The sequence below is a fragment of the Massilia genomosp. 1 genome, assembly GCF_011682185.1.
GTDB lineage: Bacteria > Pseudomonadota > Gammaproteobacteria > Burkholderiales > Burkholderiaceae_D > Telluria_A > Telluria_A rubra.
In genome coordinates this window covers 1-20,123 of the sequence record NZ_WHJF01000082.1, presented here as the reverse complement: position 1 = coordinate 20,123, position 20,123 = coordinate 1, and the positions used below count along the sequence as shown (strand labels likewise).

At 65.9% G+C, this 20,123-nt stretch carries 12 protein-coding genes; 9 read left to right on the top strand and 3 right to left on the bottom strand.

The window, feature by feature from the left end; all coding sequences use genetic code 11:
* Positions 1-218 precede the first annotated feature (218 nt).
* On the top strand, positions 219-542 hold the full coding sequence (locus F1735_RS24505; protein ID WP_167239358.1) for an ArsR/SmtB family transcription factor: 324 nt from the start codon (positions 219-221) through the stop codon (positions 540-542).
* Positions 539-949 (top strand): SRPBCC family protein, encoded by a 411-nt coding sequence (locus F1735_RS24500; RefSeq protein ID WP_167239357.1) that lies wholly within the window; start codon positions 539-541, stop codon positions 947-949. Before F1735_RS24505 ends, F1735_RS24500 begins: the two co-directional genes overlap by 4 nt.
* Before the next feature lie 57 nt (positions 950-1,006).
* On the opposite strand, the gene F1735_RS24495 is transcribed toward F1735_RS24500, so the two are convergent.
* Positions 1,007-3,058, bottom strand: a complete 2,052-nt coding sequence (locus tag F1735_RS24495; RefSeq protein WP_167239356.1) for a prolyl oligopeptidase family serine peptidase — start codon at positions 3,056-3,058, stop codon at positions 1,007-1,009.
* A 257-nt stretch (positions 3,059-3,315) separates the two neighbouring features.
* On the opposite strand from F1735_RS24495, the gene F1735_RS24490 reads away from it, so the two are divergent.
* From F1735_RS24490 to recD, 4 genes are all read left to right on the top strand, one after another.
* Positions 3,316-6,351 carry a CHASE domain-containing protein gene (locus tag F1735_RS24490; RefSeq protein ID WP_167239363.1) on the top strand — a complete coding sequence of 1,012 codons (3,036 nt, stop codon included), beginning with the start codon at positions 3,316-3,318 and terminating at the stop codon, positions 6,349-6,351.
* A 70-nt stretch (positions 6,352-6,421) separates the two neighbouring features.
* Entirely contained in the window at positions 6,422-9,832 is a 3,411-nt protein-coding gene (gene recC / locus F1735_RS24485; protein ID WP_167239355.1) for an exodeoxyribonuclease V subunit gamma, read from the top strand.
* Entirely contained in the window at positions 9,829-13,470 is a 3,642-nt protein-coding gene (gene recB, locus F1735_RS24480; RefSeq protein WP_167239354.1) for an exodeoxyribonuclease V subunit beta, read from the top strand. Before recC ends, recB begins: the two co-directional genes overlap by 4 nt.
* Positions 13,467-15,395 (top strand): exodeoxyribonuclease V subunit alpha, encoded by a 1,929-nt coding sequence (recD, locus tag F1735_RS24475; protein ID WP_167239353.1) that lies wholly within the window; start codon positions 13,467-13,469, stop codon positions 15,393-15,395. Before recB ends, recD begins: the two co-directional genes overlap by 4 nt.
* Before the next feature lie 94 nt (positions 15,396-15,489).
* On the opposite strand, the gene F1735_RS24470 is transcribed toward recD, so the two are convergent.
* The gene (locus F1735_RS24470) at positions 15,490-16,515 is read right to left on the bottom strand and encodes a serine hydrolase (RefSeq protein WP_167239352.1); all 1,026 of its coding nucleotides are present in this window, start codon (positions 16,513-16,515) and stop codon (positions 15,490-15,492) included.
* A gap of 313 nt (positions 16,516-16,828) precedes the next feature.
* Positions 16,829-17,845 (bottom strand): sulfate ABC transporter substrate-binding protein, encoded by a 1,017-nt coding sequence (locus F1735_RS24465; RefSeq protein ID WP_167239351.1) that lies wholly within the window; start codon positions 17,843-17,845, stop codon positions 16,829-16,831.
* 358 nt (positions 17,846-18,203) lie between these two features.
* Between F1735_RS24465 and F1735_RS24460 the strand changes: the two genes are divergently transcribed.
* The 3 genes from F1735_RS24460 to F1735_RS24450 all read left to right on the top strand — a co-directional run bounded on the left by F1735_RS24460 (position 18,204) and on the right by F1735_RS24450 (position 20,000).
* Positions 18,204-18,647, top strand: coding sequence for a GNAT family N-acetyltransferase (locus tag F1735_RS24460; protein WP_373888576.1), 444 nt, complete (start codon positions 18,204-18,206; stop codon positions 18,645-18,647).
* A gap of 116 nt (positions 18,648-18,763) precedes the next feature.
* Positions 18,764-19,450 carry a YcbK family protein gene (locus F1735_RS24455; protein ID WP_229505933.1) on the top strand — a complete coding sequence of 229 codons (687 nt, stop codon included), beginning with the start codon at positions 18,764-18,766 and terminating at the stop codon, positions 19,448-19,450.
* A gap of 67 nt (positions 19,451-19,517) precedes the next feature.
* Positions 19,518-20,000, top strand: coding sequence for a hypothetical protein (locus tag F1735_RS24450; RefSeq protein ID WP_167239348.1), 483 nt, complete (start codon positions 19,518-19,520; stop codon positions 19,998-20,000).
* Positions 20,001-20,123: the final 123 nt, after the last annotated feature.

The following is a 20,123-nucleotide window of genomic DNA, read 5'->3' as shown; positions in this document are numbered from 1 at the left end:
GGCGGAAAGGGCGTCGCGACGCCTGCGCCAGGCTGGCCGGACGCCGTCAATCGCGTGCAAGTTTGCGCTAATCGATATGGCGGTTGGATATTTTTGCGTTCACGCGACAGTTGCAGGGTAAGCCACGTTGCCGAGGGACTGGCGCCGACATGCGGATTGACCCATTCATCACCGCATGGTTATAATTAGATTCATAGCCAAGCAGTGATGAGTGCCGCATGCAAGATGACGTCAATGAACTGTTCAGGACAATGGCGGACCCGACCCGCAGGGCCATCTTCGAGCGCCTGTGCCGGGATGGCGAACTGACCGTGGGCGCGCTGACGGCGCAGTCCGGGGTCTCGCAGCCGGCCGTCTCCAAGCACCTGAAGCAGTTGAAAGAAGCGGGCCTGGTGCGCGACCGGCACGCGGGACGGCAGACGCACTTCACGGCGCAGCCGCAGGCACTGGCTCCCATGCTGGACTGGACTTCCCGGATGAGCGCTTTCTGGGAAAGCCGGTTCGACTCCCTCGACGACCTGTTGAAAAGGATAGGCCAATGAACAACGCTACGCTTGAACCCCGCACCGTCACCGTCGAACGCGATTTTGCCCATCCGCCCGAGAAGATCTGGCGCGCGCTCACCGAGCCGCACCTGATCGAAGCGTGGCTGATGAAAAGCGATTTCGCACCGCTGCCGGCCCATCGCTTTACCTTCAGCGCCGACTGGGGCTCGGTCGCGTGCCAGGTCCTGGTGATCGAACCGAACAGCTCCCTGTCGTACACCTGGTCCGCCATGGGGCTCGACAGCGTGGTAACCTGGACGCTCTCGCCCAGCGCGGCCGGCACGCGCCTGCGGATGGCGCAGACGGGTTTCGGCCCGGAGCAGGAGCAGGCCTACCGTGGTGCGCAATATGGCTGGGCGACGTTCATGGCGCAACTGGACAAGGTGCTGTCGAGGCAGGATTGATCGCCTGGCGGCTGGCAACGCTGACCGGCGACGGCGTGAAATTGAACATATCGCCGCTCAGCGCAACTGCTCCAGCAAGAACGTGTACGTCAGCGCCCACATCTGCGCCTGCTGGTCGTTGTTCGCCGCGCCCGCGTGCCCGCCTTCCGTGTTTTCCCAATACAGCACGGCATGCCCCTGCGCCTCCATCAGCGCCACCATCTTGCGCGCGTGCCCCGGATGGACCCGGTCGTCCCTGGTCGAGGTGGTCAAGAGCATGCGCGGATAGCGCTTGTCGCCGAACACATTGTGATACGGCGAATAGCGCTGGATGTATTCCCACTCGCCGGCCACCTCCGGGTCGCCATACTCGCCCATCCACGAGGCCCCGGCCAGCAGCTTGTGATAGCGCCGCATGTCGAGCAGCGGCACCTGGCACACGACCGCGTTGAACAGGTCCGGCCGCTGCGTCATCGCGGCCCCGACCAGCAGGCCGCCATTGCTGCCGCCCATGATCCCCAGGTGACGCGGACTGCTCACCTTGCGCTCGATCAGGTCTTGCGCCACCGCCAGAAAATCATCGAACGCGCGCTGGCGCTGGTCCTTCAGCGCCGCCTGGTGCCAGCGCGGCCCGAATTCGCCGCCACCGCGAATATTGGCCAGCACGTACACGCCGCCTTTGGCCAGCCAGGCTTGCCCGGTCACGCCGCTGTAAAACGGCTTCATCGCGATCTCGAAGCCGCCATACCCGTACAAGACGGTCGGATTCAAGCCGTCCATCCGTGCCTTGCGGTCCATGACGACAAAATACGGCACCCGCGTGCCATCTTTCGACAGCGCCTCGAACTGCTTGACGAGGTAGGGACTGGCGTCAAAAAACACCGGCATCGACTTGAGCGGCTGGCGCCGGTCGCTGCCGGCCTTGCACAGGTACAGGCTGGTGGGCGTGAGGAAGTCGGTCACGGTCAGGAGGTACTGGTCCGAACGGCTCGCATCGAGCGCGCTCACGCCCAGGGCGCCGAAGGCCGGCGCATTCACCTCGCGCCGCTGCCACTGGCCGTGTACATGGCGCAGTTCGACGATGCGGTTCTTGACGTTATCGAGTTCGGTCAGGAGCAGCGCGCTGGCCGTCATCGCAACGCCATCGAGCGAACTGGTCGCGCTTGGGGCAAACAGCACCGCAAAGTCGCGTTCGCCGTTCATGAAACGGGCAAAGTCGGTGGCCACCAGCGTCCCTTGCGGATAGGTGTACCCGCCCACTTCCCAGTCCGAGCGCAGCTCGATCACCAGCTGGTCGCGCACGGTGTAGGCGTTGGCGTCGTCGGGTTTGTCCACGCGCACCAGGCCCGCATCACGCCTCAAAAACAGCTCGCTGCTGTAAAAACCACGCTGGCGCTCGACGAATTCGTGTTCGAAACCGGGCGTGAAGTCTTTGTACGCCGACACGCTCAGGTCATCGGGGCGCGCTTCGAACAGGGTGCTGGCCTGGTCCAGCGCGCTGCCGCGCCGCCATTCCTTGACGATGCGCGGATAGCCCGACGTGGTCATGCTGCCCGCGCCGAAGTCGGTAGCCACGGCCAGCCGGTCGATGTCGAGCCAGCGCGCGCTGCACTTGGACTCGGGCAGCGCAAAGCCGCCGGCCACGAAGGCTTTGCCGGCCAGGTCGAATTCGCGCACCACGTGGGCGTCGCCGCCGCCGCGCGAGAGGAACACCAGGCAGCGGGTGCCGGCCGGCGGCAGCGAGGAGGCCCCGGCCCAGACCCAGTTTTCGCGTTCGGCGATGGCCAGCTGGTCGAGGTCGAGCACCGTTTCCCACGCCGGCGCCGCGTCGCGGTAGCGCTCGAGCGTGGTGCGGCGCCACACGCCGCGCACGTGGACGGCGTCGCGCCAGAAGTTGTATACCAGTCCGCCGTGCTCGCTGATGTAGGCAATCCTGGCCTTGTCGTTGAGGATGGTCGCGAGGCGCTCGCGCAAGGCCGCAAAGCCGCTGTGGCCTTCGAGTTCTTGCTCGCACGCGGCGTTGCGCGCGCGCACCCAGTCCAGCGCCGCGCCGGAGCTGACGTCTTCCAGCCACAGGTGGGGATCGTCGGCGTCAACACTGCGCGCCCTTGTGTTTGTTTCCGATATCATTTCACCTATTAAATGCCGCATTCCTGCTCCTGTATTGTCTCTGTATTGACGTTCTGCCATGGCGCGGACGCGACAGTAAAATTTATCAATTGCATGTTCTCTTGCCTCAAAGTACCCTTGAGGTAATGAAGCGCGCGTGCGGCGGGGCCGCGCGCGCCTTCGGTTTCATGAATAGTATGCTGCCTGCCGGGCAGTTTCCAGGTACCAGCGAGCGAAAACAACGGGGTTGGACAATGACGCAAGCGATCAAGCGCAGCATGACAGGCACCGTCGGTAGCCGTCCTGTTTCGCGCCTGGTGTGGTGGGGCGTGGGCGTGTCGCTGTCGCTGCTGGTCGCGGCGCTGCTGCACATGGGTGCGACCAGCACGGTCGATGTCGATGCGCGCCAGCGTTTCGACGCGCTCGCGCGCGGCGCGCAATCGAGCCTGTCGACCCGCATCAAGTCGTACTCGGACCTCGCGCGCGGCATGTCGGCCCTGTTCCAGAGCACCGACGCCCCCAACCGCCTGCATTTTCACCGCTACGTGCAGGCACTTGGCATGCGCACGCATTATCCGGCCATCGAAAGCATCAGCTTTGCGCGTTACGTGACGCCGTCCGGGCGCGACGAGCTGGTCGCCTCGGTGCGCGCCGACCGCAGCGTCGACCCCGGCGGCTACCCCGACTTCGGCATCCGTCCGGCGGGCGAGCGCGCCGGCTATACGGTGTTGACCTTTATCGAGCCGCAAGCGGCGCGCGCCAGCGGCCGCATGGGCCTGGACATCGGCGCCAATCCGGTCGCCGCCGCCCACCTCGAGCAGTCGCGCGACAGCGGCAAGATCAGCGCCTCCGGCATGCCGATCGTGGTCAACGAACCGCGTCCGCACGTGGCGCTGGGCATGCGCATGCCGGTCTATCGCAGCGGCGCGCTGCTCTATAGCGTGGAGGCGCGCCGCGCGGCCTACATCGGCAGCGTGGGCGTGGGGTTCTCGGTGCCGGCGCTGGTCGGCAGCGCGCTCGAAGAAATGCCGCAGCGGCGCCTGCGCCTTGCCTTGTACGCCGACGGCGGCCTTGACCCCGAGCGCCGTACCCTGGCCCTGCGCGCCCAGGACCGGCAACTGTACAACGACCATGATCCGGTCGCCGTCGGCGACAGCGCCGGCGACTGGTTCGACACCGTGCTCCCGGTCGATTACAACGGCAGCCTGTGGAAGGCCCATTTCCGCATCGCCCGCGCGGACCTGTACAGCGACTTCGACCTGATCCTGCCGCCGCTCACCTTCGCGGTCGGTTTTCTGGTGACGATGCTGGCCTACGCCTACTTCTTTACCCTGTACCGCTCGCGCCGCACCGCCATCGAACAGCGCGTGCTGCTCGATTCGGTCTTGAACAGCATCGACGCGCATGTGTACATGAAGGACCGCGAGCGCCGCTACATCTATGTCAACGCGCGCACCGCCGAAGCGATGGGCCAGCCGGCCGAAGCGATCATCGGCAAGCTCGATAGCGAAGTGATGGCGGCGGAACTGGCCGATGTCGACTGGAACCAGGATCGCCAGATTTTTGTCGACGGCGCGCGTCACGCCGGCCAGGTCGAATTCACCCGGCTTGACGGCGAGGTGCGCCAGCTCTGGACCGTCAAGGTACCGGTGCTGCTCGATGGCGAAGTGAGCGCCGTGATCGGCCTGTCGACCGACGTGACCGAACTGCACAAGCTCAAGGCGCAGGCCGACGCCGCCAACCAGGCCAAGAGCAACTTCCTGTCCAACATGAGCCACGAGATCCGTACGCCGATGAACAGCATCATCGGCATGTCGCACCTGGCGCTCAAAACGGTGGCCAATCCGAAGCAGCGCGACTACCTGGAAAAGATCCATCATTCGAGCCAGCACCTGCTCGGCATCATCAACGACATTCTCGATTTTTCCAAGATCGAAGCCGGCAAGCTGGAACTGGAAGTGCTCGACTTCGGCCTGGGCGCGCTGATGCAGAACATCGCCAACCAGCTCGGCGACGCGGCCGCCACCAAGCACTTGGCGCTCGAATTCGAGATCGACCCGGCGCTGGCGCAGCAATTGCGGGGCGACCCCCTGCGGCTGGAACAGGTGCTGCTCAACTTCACCTCGAACGCGATCAAGTTTTCGGAAAACGGCCGCATTCGCGTGCGCGCGGTGGCCGGCAACGAAGGCGGGAGCGAGAACGAAAACCAGAGCGACCTGCTGGTGCGCTTCGAGGTCGAAGACGCTGGCATCGGCATGAGCGAAGCCGAAATTGCCGACCTGTTCAAGTCCTTCCACCAGGCCGACCCCTCGACCACGCGCAAGTACGGCGGCACGGGCCTGGGACTGGTGATCAGCAAGCAGTTGGCAGAGCTGATGGGCGGCAGCGTCGGTGTCGATTCGCTTCCCGGCCGCGGCAGCCGCTTCTGGTTCACCGCGCGCCTGGGCAAGGCGCTCAACTTCCTGCCGGGCGGCGGCGCCGCGGTCGATCCGGCGGTGCTCGAGCAGCTGCGCGGCGCCTATATCTTGCTGGTCGAAGACAATATCTTCAGCCAGCAGGTGGGCCAGGAACTGCTCGAAGAAGCCGGGTCCACGGTGGTGGTGGCCAACAACGGCAAGGAGGCGATCGACCTGATGCTCAAGGAGCGCTTCGACTGCGTGCTGATGGACGTGCAGATGCCGGTGATGGACGGCTTTGAAGCGACCCGCATGATCCGCTCCGACGCGCGCCTGCGCGACGCGCTGGTGATCGCCATGACCGCCAACGCCGGCCGCGACGACCAGTCGCGCTGCCTGGAAGCGGGCATGAACGAATTTGTGACCAAGCCGATTTCGCCCAAGCTGCTGTTCGAGGTGATCGCCAAATGGCTGGCCACGCGCCCGGCGCGCAACGGACGGCGGCGCATGGCGGAGCCGGCCGACCAGGCGCCGACGCGCATGTCGGCCGCGCCGGTTGTATCGATCGACGCCGGCATGCTCGATATGGGCGTGCTGTCGCTCACCTTCGGGGCCAATCCGGTCAAGATGCGCAAATACGCCTTTATGTTCCTCGACTCGGCGCGCGACGGCCTGGCCGACGTCAGCGAAGCGCTCGACCGCGCCGACGTCGAGCGCCTGTCCGACCTGGGGCACCGCATGAAAGCGTCGGCCAAGGCGGTCGGCGCGATGCGTTTTGCGGGGATGTGCCAGGACCTCGAACGCCTGCGCGAGGGCGGCACGATCGAGCAGGCGCGCACGCTGGTGGCGGGCATGTACGCGCTGCTCGAGCAGTTGAACGAGCACATCGCGCATGAACTGACCGAATCAGCAAGTTGAGCCCGCTTTGAAGCGTTGACGGCGCGTATCGCACTACCGCGCCCGGCCCAAAGCTAGTATGCTGTGCGCCATGTCTTCCTCTGTCACGCCCGGCCTCCTTATCCTTCACGGAAACCAGATGGAGCAACTGCGTGCCGCGCTTTTCGCCTGGCTGCGCAAGCACCCGCTCGACCCGCTCGAAACCGAAATCATCCTGGTGCAATCGAACGGCGTGGCCGAGTGGCTGAAAATCGCCCTGGCCGAAGAAATGGGCGTGTGCGCGGCCACCCGCGTGGCGCTGCCGGCGCGTTTTTTGTGGGAAGCCTACCGTGGCATGCTCGGTCGCGAACGGGTCCCGACCCGCTCCCCGTACGACAAAGGCCCGCTCACCTGGCGCCTGATGCGCCTCTTGCCGCGCTTGCTGGGCGACGACGCCTTCGCTCCGCTGCGCCATTTTCTGGGCGACGGCGACCCTGAACGGCGCCTGCAACTGGCCGAACGCCTGGCCGACCTGTACGACCAGTACCAGGTGTACCGCGCCGACTGGCTCGACGACTGGACTGCGGGGCGCGACCGCCTGCGCGGCGCGCGCGGCGACCTGGTACCCCTCACGCTGGACCAGCGCTGGCAAGGCTGCCTGTGGCGCGCCGTCAACGACAGCCTGCCGCCCCAGTTGCGCGACTCGGGCCGCGCCACCATCCACCAGCAATTCGTGCGCGCGGCCGACAGTGGCGAAGCCCCGGCCGGGCGCCTGCCGCGCCGCGTGGTGCTGTTCGGGATGTCGGCGCTGCCGTACCAGACCTTGCAGGCCATCGCCTCGCTTTCGCACCACACCCAGGTGCTGCTGGCCGTGCCCAATCCCTGCCAGTTTTATTGGGGCGACATCATCGAAGGGCGCGAACTGCTGAAGGCCGCCCACAAGCGCCAGCGCCAGCGCGGCGGCATCGATCTATCCGCCGTGCCGCTCGAAGAACTGCATGCGCACAGCCATCCGCTGCTGGCCAGCTGGGGCAGGCAAGGGCGCGACTTCATCCGCATGCTCGACGAATTCGACACCGAATCGGGCGAGCGCGCCGACAAGCTGCGCATCGACCTGTTCAGCGAAGGCGAGGGCGACACCTTGCTGGCGCAGGTGCAGGCGGCCGTGCGCGACATGCTGCCGCTGCGCGAGCACCCGTGCGCCAGGGGACAGGCGCAGCCCGACTGCGCGCCGCGCGACGACTCGATCGAATTTCACGTCGCCCACAGCGTCCAGCGCGAAGTCGAGGTCCTGCACGACCAGCTGCTGTCGTGGTTCGGCGCGCCCGGCGCCCGGCTGCGCCCGCGCGACGTGGTGGTCATGGTGCCCGACATCGACACTTTTTCGGCCGCCATCCACGCCGTCTTCGACCAGCACAAACGCAGCGACCCGCGTTTCATCCCGTTCGAAATCGGCGACGTCAAGGACCGTAGCGTCAACCCGTTGCTGGTCGCGCTCGAATGGCTGCTGCGACTGCCGCAGCAGCGCTGCCGCCAGAGCGAAGTGCGCGACCTGCTCGACGTGCCGGCGCTGGCCGCGCGCTTCGGCCTGTCCGAAGACGAACTGCCGATCCTGGGCAACTGGATCGAAGGCGCCAGCGTGCGCTGGGGCCTGGACCAGCAGCACCGCGACGGCCTCGGCCTCGGTTCGGCCGGCGAGCAGAATGCCTGGATCTTCGGGGTGCGCCGCATGCTGCTCGGTTACGCCAGCGGCGCCGGCGGCAGCTTCCGGCAGATCGAGCCGTACGCCGAAGTCGGTGGGCTCGACGCCGCGCTGGCCGGCTCGCTGGCGCAGCTGATCGAAACCCTGCTGGCCTGGCGCGCCACGCTGGCCGGGTCGTACGCGCCGGCGCAGTGGGGCGAACAGGCGCGCGCGCTGCTGGCGGCGTTTTTCGCCGCGTCCGAAGAAGGCGACCGCCTCACCTTGGTGCAACTGCAGGACGCCCTGCAAAGTTGGCTGGAAACCTGCGAGAACGCCGGCTTCGATGAAGCGGTGCCGCTGGCGGTGCTGCGCGAAGCGTGGCTCGGCGCCCTGGACGAACCGACCCTGAACCACCAGTTCGTCTCCGGCGGCGTGACCTTCTGCACCCTGATGCCGATGCGCGCCGTGCCGTTCCGGGTGGTCTGCCTGCTCGGCATGAACGATGGCGATTTTCCGCGCCGCGCGCGCCAGGCCGATTTCGACTTGCTGGCGCTGTCCGGCATGGCGCGCCCGGGCGACCGTTCGCGCCGCGACGACGACCGTTACCTGATGCTCGAAGCGGTGCTGGCCGCGCGCGACAAACTGTATGTCAGCTGGGTCGGGCGCAATGTGCGCGACAACAGCGAGCAGCCGGCGTCGGTGCTGGTGTCGCAACTGCGCGATTACCTGGCCGAGGGCTGGGACCTGGACCTGGCCGCCATGACCACCGAACACGCGCTGCAGCCCTTCAGCCGGCGCTATTTCGAGCAGGGCGGCATGCTGACCTACGCGGCCGAATGGCGCGCCGCGCACGGCGCCGCCGGCTCCGACGGCGCCCTGGACGACGCGGTCCTGCCGCCGTTCGAACTCGAATCCGAATACCGCCTCAAGCTGGGCGAACTGACGAATTTCCTGCGCCAGCCGGCGCGCTACTTTTTCCGGCGCCGCCTGGGCGTGGCCTTTGGCGACGCCCAGGCCGTGGGCGAGGACGAAGAACCGTTCTCGCTCGACGCGCTGGAACGCTACTTTTTAGAGGACAGCCTGCTCGACGACGCCGCCGCGCCGGAGGAGCTGCACGAAGTGCGCGACAGCCTGAGCGCGCGCGCCGAACGCCTCAAGCGCGAAGGCGTGCTGCCGATTGGCCTGGTCGGCAAGCAGTGGCAGGAACAACTGGTCGAGGGCCTGGTGCCGGTGCGTACCGCCTGGCTGACCCTGGGCGCGCGCTTCGGCCAGATCGCGCCCAAGCTGGCGGTGAGCCTGGACTTTGGCGGCGTACACCTCGACGATTGGGTCGACAGATTGCGCAGCAACGCGGCCGAAACGGCGTGGCTGCTGCAAATCTCGTCCAAGGTGCTCGATAAAAAAGGCGCGCCGCGCGGCGACAAGCTGATCGCCCCGTGGCTGCGCCAGCTGGCGGCGGCGGCTGTGGGCCAGCCGGTCACCGGCTACCTGGTGGCGCGCGACGCCATCGTCATGCTGGCGCCGCTCGATCGCGACGAATCGCATGCCCAGCTGGCCGACCTGGTGGCCCTGTGGCGCCGCAACATGGATCAACCGTTGCCGGTGGCCTGCAAGACGGCGCTCGCGCTGCTCCAGCAGGGCGAACCGCGCAGCACCTACGACGGTGGCTTTGAACTGTCCGGCGAAGTGCTGGACCAGTGCCTGGCGCGCCTGTGGCCCGACTATGCGGCCTTGAGCGCCAGCGGCGAATTCCCGGCGGTGGCCGAAGCGCTGTACGGGCCATTGGCGCGCTGGCTCGGCCAGCACATCGAAATCGCTCCCATGGACCGGGACGCGCCATGAGCCAGCTGCTCGACGCCCTCGATTTTCCATTGTTCGGCACGCGCCTCATCGAAGCGTCCGCCGGCACCGGAAAAACCTGGACCATCGCCGCCCTGTACCTGCGCCTGGTGCTCGGCCACGGCGGCGAGAACGGCTTTGCGCGCGCGCTGCTGCCATCCGAAATACTGGTGATGACGTTCACCCGCGCCGCCACGCGCGAGCTGTCGAACCGGGTGCGCGAGCGCCTGGTGGAAGCCGCAGGATTTTTCCGGGGCGAGCTCGATCTGGATGACCCTTACCTGAACGACCTGGCCGACGCCTGCGGCAGCGAGGGCGAACGGATGGTCGCCGCGCACCGCCTGATGCTGGCCGCCGACACCATGGACGAAGCGGCCATCTTCACCATCGACGCCTGGTGCCAGCGCATGCTGCGCGAGCACGCATTCGACAGCGGCAGCCTGTTCGACGAAGAACTGGTCAGCGACGAACACGCGCTGTTCGAAGACGCGGCGCACGACTACTGGCGCCAGAACGTCTACCCGCTCGACAGCAGTGCGCTGGGCGCGCTGCTGGCCTGCTGGCCCGATGTGCGGGCCCTGAAGAACACCGTGCGCGAACTGGTGCGCCGGGTTGCCGTGCTGGGCGATCCACCCGACGAATCGCTGGAAGAAGCCATCGACCGGGTCGAGCGCACCCAGGCGGCCGAACTGGCCAGGCTCAAAGCCGGTTGGGCCGAACGCGCCGACGCCATGGAACAGTGGATCGCCGGGCAGCGCGAGATCGCCCCCAAGTGCTTCAACGGCAACAAGCTGCGCGCCGATTCGCTGCTCAAGTGGTTCGAGGCGCTGCGCACCTGGGCGCGCGCGCCCGCCATGCTGATGCCCACCCTGAGCGACACGGCCTGGCACCGCTTGACGCCGGACGGCATCACCGACGCCTTCAGCAAGGGCTTTAGCGCCAACATCCCGCCATGTTTCGAAGCCACCACCGACCTGTGGGAAGCGCTCAAAGCCATCGACCCGCTGGCGCACGCGCTGTACCGCCACGCCGCCTTTCATATTGCGCGGCGCATGATGGAACTGAAGCGCCGCAAGCGCCAGTTCGGTTTTGCCGACATGCTCGATCGCCTGAAAAGCGCACTCGAAGGCGTCAACGGCGAGGCCCTGCGCCAGCGCATCGTGGACCAGTTCCCGGTGGCGATGGTCGACGAATTCCAGGATACCTCGCCCGACCAGTACGCGATCTTCAACCTGCTGTACCGGGTGGCGGACAACGACCCCGCGCGCGGCCTGTTCCTGATCGGGGACCCGAAGCAGTCGATCTACGGCTTTCGCGGCGCCGACATCCACAGCTACCTGGACGCGCGCAGCGCCACCGAAGGGCGCCACTACCAGCTCGGCACCAACTACCGCTCGACGGCGGCGCTGGTGGAGGCGGTCAACCAGCTGTTCTTGCACGCCGAAGGGCGCGACGGCGATCCCGGTTTTGCCGGCGGCGCTTTTCGCTTCCGCAAAGGCGGCGTCAATCCGCTGCCGTTCGACGCGGTGGCCGCCAAAGGCCGCGACCAGCAACTGGTGGGCGTCGATGGCCCGTACCAGGCGCTGGCCATCTGCAGCACCGACCGCGACGACCTGAAAGCGGACGATTACCGCGAATTTTTCGCCCATCACAGCGCCGAGCATATCGTCGGCCTGCTGAACGATCCGCACGCCGGCTTTAGCGAAAACGGCGTCTTCACGCGCCTGGTGCCGGCCGATATCGCCATCCTGGTGCGCGACCGGCGCGAGGCGACCGCGATCCGGCGCGCGCTGGCGCAGCGCAAGATCCCGAGCGTGTACCTGTCGGACAAGGACTCCGTGATCGAAAGCGAAGAAGCGGCCGACGTGCTGCGCTGGCTGCAGGCGGTGGCCAATCCGCTCGACGGGGCGCTGGCGCGCGCGGCGTTCGCCACCCGCACCTCGGGCCTCTCCTTGGCCGAACTGGCCCGCCTGTCGTCGGACGAACTGGCCTGGGAAGTGCGGGTCGAGCAGTTGAAGGGTTTGCACATCGTGTGGCAGCGCCAGGGCGTGCTGGCCATGCTGCGCCGCTTCATCCACGACATGCGCCTGCCCGCCGCGCTGTTGCGGCAGGCCGGCGGCGAGCGGCGCCTGACCAATCTGCTGCACCTGGCCGAACTGCTGCAAAGCGCCAGCAGCCAGCTCGAAGGCGAGCAGGCGTTGATCCGCTGGTTCGCCGAGCAACTGGCCGGCGTGGGCGAGGGCGGCGACGAACGCGTGCTGCGCCTCGAGAGCGACGCGGAGCTGGTCAAGGTGGTCACGGTGCACAAGTCCAAGGGGCTCGAATACCCGCTGGTGTACCTGCCGTTCGCGGTAACGGCGCGCACCACCGACCGGCGCAACCGCAGCTTTTTCGAGTTTGTCGGGGTTGATGGCGTGCGCCGCATCGACCTGGCATTGTCGGACGAAGCGATGAACGCGGTGGACCGCGCCCGCATCGAAGAAGACCTGCGCCTGTTGTACGTGGCGCTGACGCGCGCGCGTCACTTCTTGTGGCTGGGCGTGGCCGCGGTCACTGCGCGCAAGGCGGGCGAGAACAAGCTGCACGAATCGGCGCTCGGTTACCTGCTCACGGGCGGCACGCCGATCGGCGCGGCCGAGATTGCCCCGCACTGGGAAAAGCTGCGCGGCGGCTCGCAAGCGATCGACCTGCGGGCGCTCGACACGCCGCAGCACATCACCATGCTGGCGCGCGACGAGGCCCGGCCGGAGCTGGTGAACGCCGCCGCGTTTGGCGGCAATTTCGAGCGCAACTGGGCGGTCGGCTCGTTCACATCGCTGACGCGCCAGACCAACGCGGCGCCGATGCGCGCGCAGGAACAGACCTTGTTCGACGAAGAACAGCAACAACAGGCGCCGCGCACCGACGACGCGCCGTGGCACCGCTTCCCGCGCGGTTCCGTGCCCGGCAATTTTTTGCACGAACAGCTTGAATGGATGGGGCAGGAAGGCTTTGCCATCGCCGACGACGAACAGTTCGGCGCGCGCCTCGGCCAGCGCTGCGAGCGCGCCGGCTGGGGCCATCGCCAGGAAGACGCCGTCGCCTGGCTGCACGCGGTGGCGACCACGCCGCTGCCGCAGCTTGGCGCGCCGCTGGCGGCGATCGATCGCGTGATCCCGGAAATGGAATTCTGGTTCCCCAGCGAGCACTTGAACAGCGCCGCGCTGGACCGGCTATGCACGGCCAACCTGCTCGGCAAAACCCCGCGTCCCTCGCTGCCGGAACGCTACCTGCACGGCATGCTCAAGGGTTTTGCCGACCTGGTGTTCGAGCACGAAGGCCGCTACTGGGTGATCGATTACAAATCGAACGCGCTCGGCCCAAACGACGCCGCCTACGGCAAGGCGGCGATGGCGGTGGGGATGGCGGCGCACCGCTACGATATCCAGGGCGCCATCTACATGCTGGCCCTGCACCGCCTGCTCAAGAGCCGCCTGGGCGACGCCTACGAGCCGGCGCGCCAGCTCGGTGGCGCGATTTTCCTGTTCCTGCGCGGGATCGCCAACGCCAGCACGCGCGGCTGCTACCTGCTGGAGCCGGATGTGCGGCTGCTCGACAGCCTGGACGCGCTGCTTGGCCCGTCGACGCGGGGTGAGGCATGAAACCGGCGCTCACGCTCGACACGCTGTGGACGCAGGTCGCCACCTTGACCGAAGACGGCCAGTTGCGGCGCCTGTCCGGCACCTTTGCGCGCTTTGTCGGCTCGCTCGGCAGCGCCACGCCGGCGCTGATGCTCGCTTGCGTGCTGCTGTCCGAGCTGGAAGGGCGCGGCCACAGCTGCCTGATGCTCGACCAGCTGGCGCTCGACCCGGCCACCTTGATGGCCTGGGACAAGGAGCAGTGGGATGCGCTGGCCAGGTCGGCCGGGGCGCTGCCGAAAAACCGCAAGGGCTGGATCGATCAGTTGGCGGCGTCAAGCCAGGTGTGGCGGGTTGGCGACCTCGATTTCGACCAACCGCTGGTGCTCGACGGCGAGCGCCTGTACCTGCGCCGCTACTGGCGCGACGAAACCCTGGTCGCGCACACGATCCGCGCGCGCGCCGGGCAGGTGCGCGAGGTCGATGCGCCGGCAGTGCGCATCTGGCTCGACGTGCTGTTTGCGTCCGAGCGCCGCATCAAGGGACCGGACTGGCAAAAGCTCGCCTGCGCGATCGCGCTGCGCGGCTCGATCGCCATCATCACCGGCGGTCCAGGCACCGGCAAGACCTACACGGTGGCGCGCCTGCTTGCGCTGCTGTTCGCGGTGGCGCCGGACGCCGGGCGCCAGCGCATCGCCCTGGCCGCGCCGACCGGCAAGGCGGCGGCGCGCCTGAAGCAATCGATCGACAAGGCGCTGACCGAACTGGCCGACAAGGTCGGCACCACCTTGCCGCTGCGCGACCTGACGGCCCGCATGGGAGCGGCGCGCACCTTGCATAGTCTACTGGGCGCGCGTCCCGACACCCGCACCTTCGCGCACAACAAGGGTAATCCGCTCGATATCGACGTGCTCATTGTCGACGAAGCGTCGATGGTACACCTGGAGATGATGGCGTCCCTGCTCGACGCGCTGCCTGCGGGTGCGATCCTGATCCTGCTGGGCGACAAAGACCAGCTGGCGTCGGTGGAAGCGGGCGCGGTGCTGGGCGACTTGTGCCGCGACGCCCAGGCTGGCGGCTATTCGGCGGCCACGATGGCGTATGCGCTGGCGGCCAGCGGCGAGACCATTCCGGCCGAATATGGCGGCGCCGGTGGAGCGCTGGCGCAGCAGACCGTCATGTTGCGCAGCAGCCGCCGCTTCAGTGGCCCGATCGGACAACTGGCGCTGGCGGTGAACGCGGGCGATGTCGCGCGTGCCGAGGAAGTGCTGCGCGGTGGCGATGGCACGGTGCGCTGGATCGAGCATGGACACCAGCAGCATGTGGTGCAGCTGGGCTTCGACGGCTATGCGCCTTACCTGTCGTTGATGGGCGAGGGCGATGGCGGCGGCGCGCACGAAACCTGGGTGCGCGCGGTGCTGCACCGTTTTGAAGCGTTCCGCGTGCTGTGCGCGGTGCGCGAGGGCGAGTGGGGCGTGGGCGGCTTGAATGACGCGATCGAACAGCGGCTCGACGGGGCGGGACTGATCCGGCGCCGGGGCGAGTGGTATGTGGGACGGCCGGTGATGATTACGCGCAACGACTACGGCACCGGTGTCTTCAATGGCGATATCGGGCTGACCTTGGGCGATCCGGCGCGTCCGGGATCGCTGCGCGTGTATTTTCTGGAGGGCGACAAGGTGCGCAGCGTGCTGGCGACACGCTTGCGGCATGTGGAGACCGCGTTCGCGATGACGGTGCATAAATCGCAGGGATCGGAATTTGCGCACACGGTGCTGGTGCTGCCGCGCGAGCGCGGGGCGATGATTGCGCGCGAGCTGATTTATACGGGCATTACGCGGGCCAGTGCGCAGTTCACGCTGGTGTCGCCGGGGGCGGCGATTCTGGGCGAGTCGATTGCCCAGAGAACGCAGAGGGCGAGTGGCTTACGGGAGATGATTGCGGGGTGATGGCCACGGTCGTTGGCATCGCCACGCCGTCCTTCCCGGCCTGGGCGGCCCCCTTGGCGGGAACGACGGGGGGTGGCGGGAACGATGGCGGTGTTTACGCCCGGCGGTGGACGTGAATGACCGGCTTGTTCTGCTTTAACTTCACGCGGCTGGCGAAGCGCGCCTTGGCCGGCGGGGTTTTGGCCGCGGCCACAACGCGCGGCTGATGCCGTGCGTGGCTGCGCAAGCTCGTTTTGATCGCCGGCGCACGCGCCGCCGACGCCAATACAATCACCGGCTGGGTGACGCGCTGGCGCGTCCTGGCATGGGCGATCACCGGCGCCGGCGCTTCATCGCCGGCGATAAAACGGCGGATGCTCAGCGCGTCCACGATGCGCGCCGAACTGGCTTTGGCATTGAGCAGCACCAGGGTGGCGTTCCTGCCCGCCGATTTGATCTTCATGATCAGGCAGCGGCCCGCTTCTTCGGTATAGCCGGTTTTCGACAGGCCGATTTCCCAGCCCTTGGCGCCCACCAGGCGGTTGGTGTTGCGGTACTCGACCTCGCGCCCGCTGATATTGATCGTGTCGCTCGACTCGGTCGTGATGCGCGTAATTTCCGAATACGCCGATGCGGCCCTGGCCATCTTGACCAGGTCCGAGGCCGTCGATTTATTGTTCGGCGACAGGCCGGTTGGCTCTTCGATCACGGTCTGGGTCATGCCCAGCGCGGCCACCTTGGCGCGCACGGCCGACTTGAACGCCACCACGCCGCCCGGATAGGTGCGGCCCAGGGCGGCGGCGGCACGGTTGTCGGAACTCATCAGGGCCAGGGTCAGCACGTCCTGGCGGCTGATCACGCCGCCGACCGGCACCCGCGAGGTACTGTGCTTGACGATGTCGACGTCACGCTCGTCGATGGCGATCAGTTCGTTCATGTTTTGTTTGGCGTCGAGCACGACCATGGCGGTCATCAGTTTGGTCAGCGAGGCGATCGACACGACCTGGTTGGGGTTCTTTTCGAGGAGGACCTTGCCGGTGGCATCCTCGATCACCAGCACTGATTGCGAGCCGAAAGGCACGGCCATGGCGGCTGCGGCCGACATCGACATCAGTAGGGTGACAAGCAATTTCTTGATCATGTGGTGGGTCTTTGCAGTAGGGCTGGTCTGGGGCGGCGCTCGGTGTGCGCGGCAGCTGCTGGATGGGTTGATTCTATGCGGCAACTACTATAGGGGCACGATAGCATTAAAGGCGCGGCCATGTCTAGCGTGTGCGCGGCAAAACGAGCTCGAGCGCAAGAAGCGCGTGAATAAACTGACGTAAGTGCCTGAATTATTTCAAGAAAGCAAAGTTTCTTGTATGCTATGCGGGTGGCGAAAATGCTACCGGAAGAGGGTGGAGACGGGTTGTAAAAACCGCTTCCGCGCCGATGGCGGAAGCGGCCAGGCAAGCTTATTTGGCCTGGTAGATTTTGTCGAATTCGCCACCGTCGTCGAAGTGGGTTTTCTGCGCTCTTTTCCATCCGCCGAAGACCTCGTCGACCGTGAACAGCGAGATCGGCTTGTAGTTGGCGGCAAACTTCTTGGCCACCGCTTCCGAGCGCGGACGCAGGAAGTGCTTCGCGCCGATCGTCTGACCCGCTTCCGAATACAAGAAGTTCAGGTAGGCCGTGGCCTGCTTGCGCAAGCCGCGCTTGTCGACCACCTTGTCCACCACGGCCACCGGCGACTCGGCCAGGATCGACAGAGGCGGATAGACGACCTCGAAATTGTCGCCGAATTCGGTGCGCACCATCTGCACTTCGCTCTCGAACGTCACCAGGGCGTCGCCGATGTCGCGCTGGGTGAAGGTGGTGGTGGCCGCGCGCCCGCCGCCGTCGAGCACCGGCACGTTCTTGAAGATGCGCGTGACCAGCTCGCGCGCCTGGGCCTCGGTGCCGCCTTTCTTGATCGTGGCGCCCCAGGCGGCCAGGTAGGTATTGCGACCGTTGCCGGCCGTTTTCGGGTTCGGGATGACCACTTTCACGCCCGGCTTGGCCAGGTCGTCCCAGTTCTTGATCTGTTTAGGGTTGCCTTTACGCACCAAAAAAATCATCGTGGAATAAAACGGCGCCGCATTGTGGGGAAATTTCTTGGCCCAGTCGGGCGAGACCACGCCGCGCTCGGCCAGCATGTCGATGTCGTTGGCCTGGTTCATCGTCACCACCGACGCTTCGAGCCCGTCCGCGACCGAGCGCGCCTGCTTGCTCGAGCCCCCGTGCGACATGTTGATGCTGACCGTCTCGCCGCTGGTCTTTTTGTAGTCGGCAATGAAGGCTGGATTGATTTCCTTGTACAGCTCGCGGGCCACGTCGTAGGACACGTTGAGCAACTGGGCGTCGGCGGCGCTGGCGCCGAGCGGCAGGATGGCCAGGCCGGCGGCCAGCGCCAGCAGCGCGCGGCGAGTACGCAAATTGCATGTTGTTTTCATGGTGTTCTCTTGGGCTTTCTATTGTAGGAACTGAGACGCATGGTCTAAAATCCGCAGCCAAAACGGAAGGATTGTTTTGTCATATGCTTAGACGGCCCGGTACGGGTAGCGTCGCATAAGCTTCCTTGATTTTCTTCGTTGGGCTCGGCCACGGGTCGGGGTAGGCTGACTGGATTGGGCAGATTCGCAACAGCTCAACCAGCCTGTTCTTGGTATAGTTGGTGGGTTGCGCTTGAGTCTTGGCAACAATTATTTCTTATTGTTATGGGTTCACATGGGTATTGAGATTCGCACAGCAGTGCCTGACGACGCGTTCGCCGCGTGTGATGTGTTGCGCCGCTCGATATCCGAGTGCTGCGTGGCCGATCATCGCAACGACCCCGACTTGCTCAAGGCCTGGCTGGGCAACAAGACGCCGCAGAATGTGGCGAGCTGGTTCGTGTCGCCAGCCAACCACGTTCTCATCGCCGAGCGCGACGGGGTGGTGGTGGGCGTGGCCCTGCTGACCCAGGCCGGCAAGCTGTCGCTGTGCTATGTGTTGCCCGAAGCGCTGTATGGCGGCGTCGGCAAGGCCCTGTTGCAGGGTGTCGAAGCCCAGGCCCGCGCCTGGGGCGTGAGCGTGTTGCGCCTCAATAGCACGCTCACCGCCAGCAAATTTTACGAGCGCAATGGCTACATCCTCGGAGGCAAGGAAATGAGCTGTTACGGGCTGGAATGCGACTTCTTCTGGAAGAAGCTGAACGCGACCGATGCCTGCGACCCGGCTCCGAAAAAGCGTTTTTGTCACTGCAGCGGTCAATAACGCGCGTGTACCCTGTGCGCGGGGCAAGCTTGCGCTATAGTGTGCGCCTTGTTTACTGAGTATTCGTCATGGCCACGCGCAGAGATTTTCTACATCAAGGTTTATGCCTGTCCACCATGGGCATGATTTCCGTTCCGCTGATTGGCTGCGGCAGCGCCAGCGCGGCGCCGTCGGCGTTGGACAAGCCCAAGCGGCCGCTCCAGGCCGCCAAAACGGGCAAGCCCGTCCCTGTGGCCCGGGCTGCGCCACCTAGCGCCCCGGTCGCGCAGACCGAACTGGCGCCTCCTCCCGATATTTTCGACGCGCAAGCACTCGATCTGGATTTCTGGCTCAAGCCACGCGTGCTGACGATGATTCGTCCGCAAAGCGGCGAGAAAACCAAGGTGCTGTACTGGAAGGATGGCCAGGTTATCGATGCCGCCTACCAGGAACTATGTCACCTGATGCGCGACGTCAATGGCAAGGAAACCGCGCCGATCGATCCCAAGCTGTTCGAAACGCTGTGGGGCACCCAGGCTTTCCTCGAACGTTACGGGATCGAGCAACCGCTGGAAATCCTGTCGGGTTTTCGCACTTCCAGATCGAACGAGAAGTTGCGCGAAGCCGGGGTGCCGGCGGCGCGCCAGTCGCTGCATATCGAAGGCAAGGCAGCCGATATCCGCATCGCCAACCTCAATAGCGAGGTGCTCGGCGGCCTGGTGCGCAGTTTCCGCCAGGGCGGTGTCGGGTATTACTACCGTTCCGGACCGCGCGGCGGCTGGATTCATGCCGATACGGGACTGAAACGGACCTGGAAGGGTTAAGTCTGGCGCCGCTATCGAACCGGCTGTATTTATGTCACTATGGATTTTTAATTGCCGAGTGACAATCATGAGAGTTATTCTTGTCGTCGTGGCGTTGAGCGCCGCATGCGGGCTGGCCACGCCGGCCTGGTCGACGGAACAGGCGAAGCAGGAGAAGCCGGCGGCTTCCCGGTCCGTCGCCGACCCGGAAGTCATCAAGCGGGCCGGGGAAGGGGAGCGCGATGCGCGCGTCGCGATTGCCCAAGGCAAGGACCGCTTGCAATACAGTGTGGGTGGCGGACCGCCGCCGCGTCCGGAAGAAGTCGAGCCGATGCGACTGCACGCCGAGATTCCGGTGCAGGTCATGAAAAAGCATGGCATCGAGGCCATCATCCAGTCCAGCGGCTGCGACATGCAGACCGCGCGCTGGCAGGACGCGTACGCCACGGCCTACAACGCGGTGATGGACGCGCATCTGCGCAAACAGCGCGGTCCGGACTACCGCAAGGCAATCGACGCCGACATTGCGGCTGAGCTTCAAAAGGCGCTTGCCGCCCTGGCCAAGCGCTAGCCTGAATGTTGCATAAACCGCCGCCGCAGCGTCACTTTTCCGATGCCGGAGTTTTTCAACTTAAATCGGAATGTCGCGGGCGATAGCGTCCCTACCCAATTGAACGGGACAGTCAATGAAGCG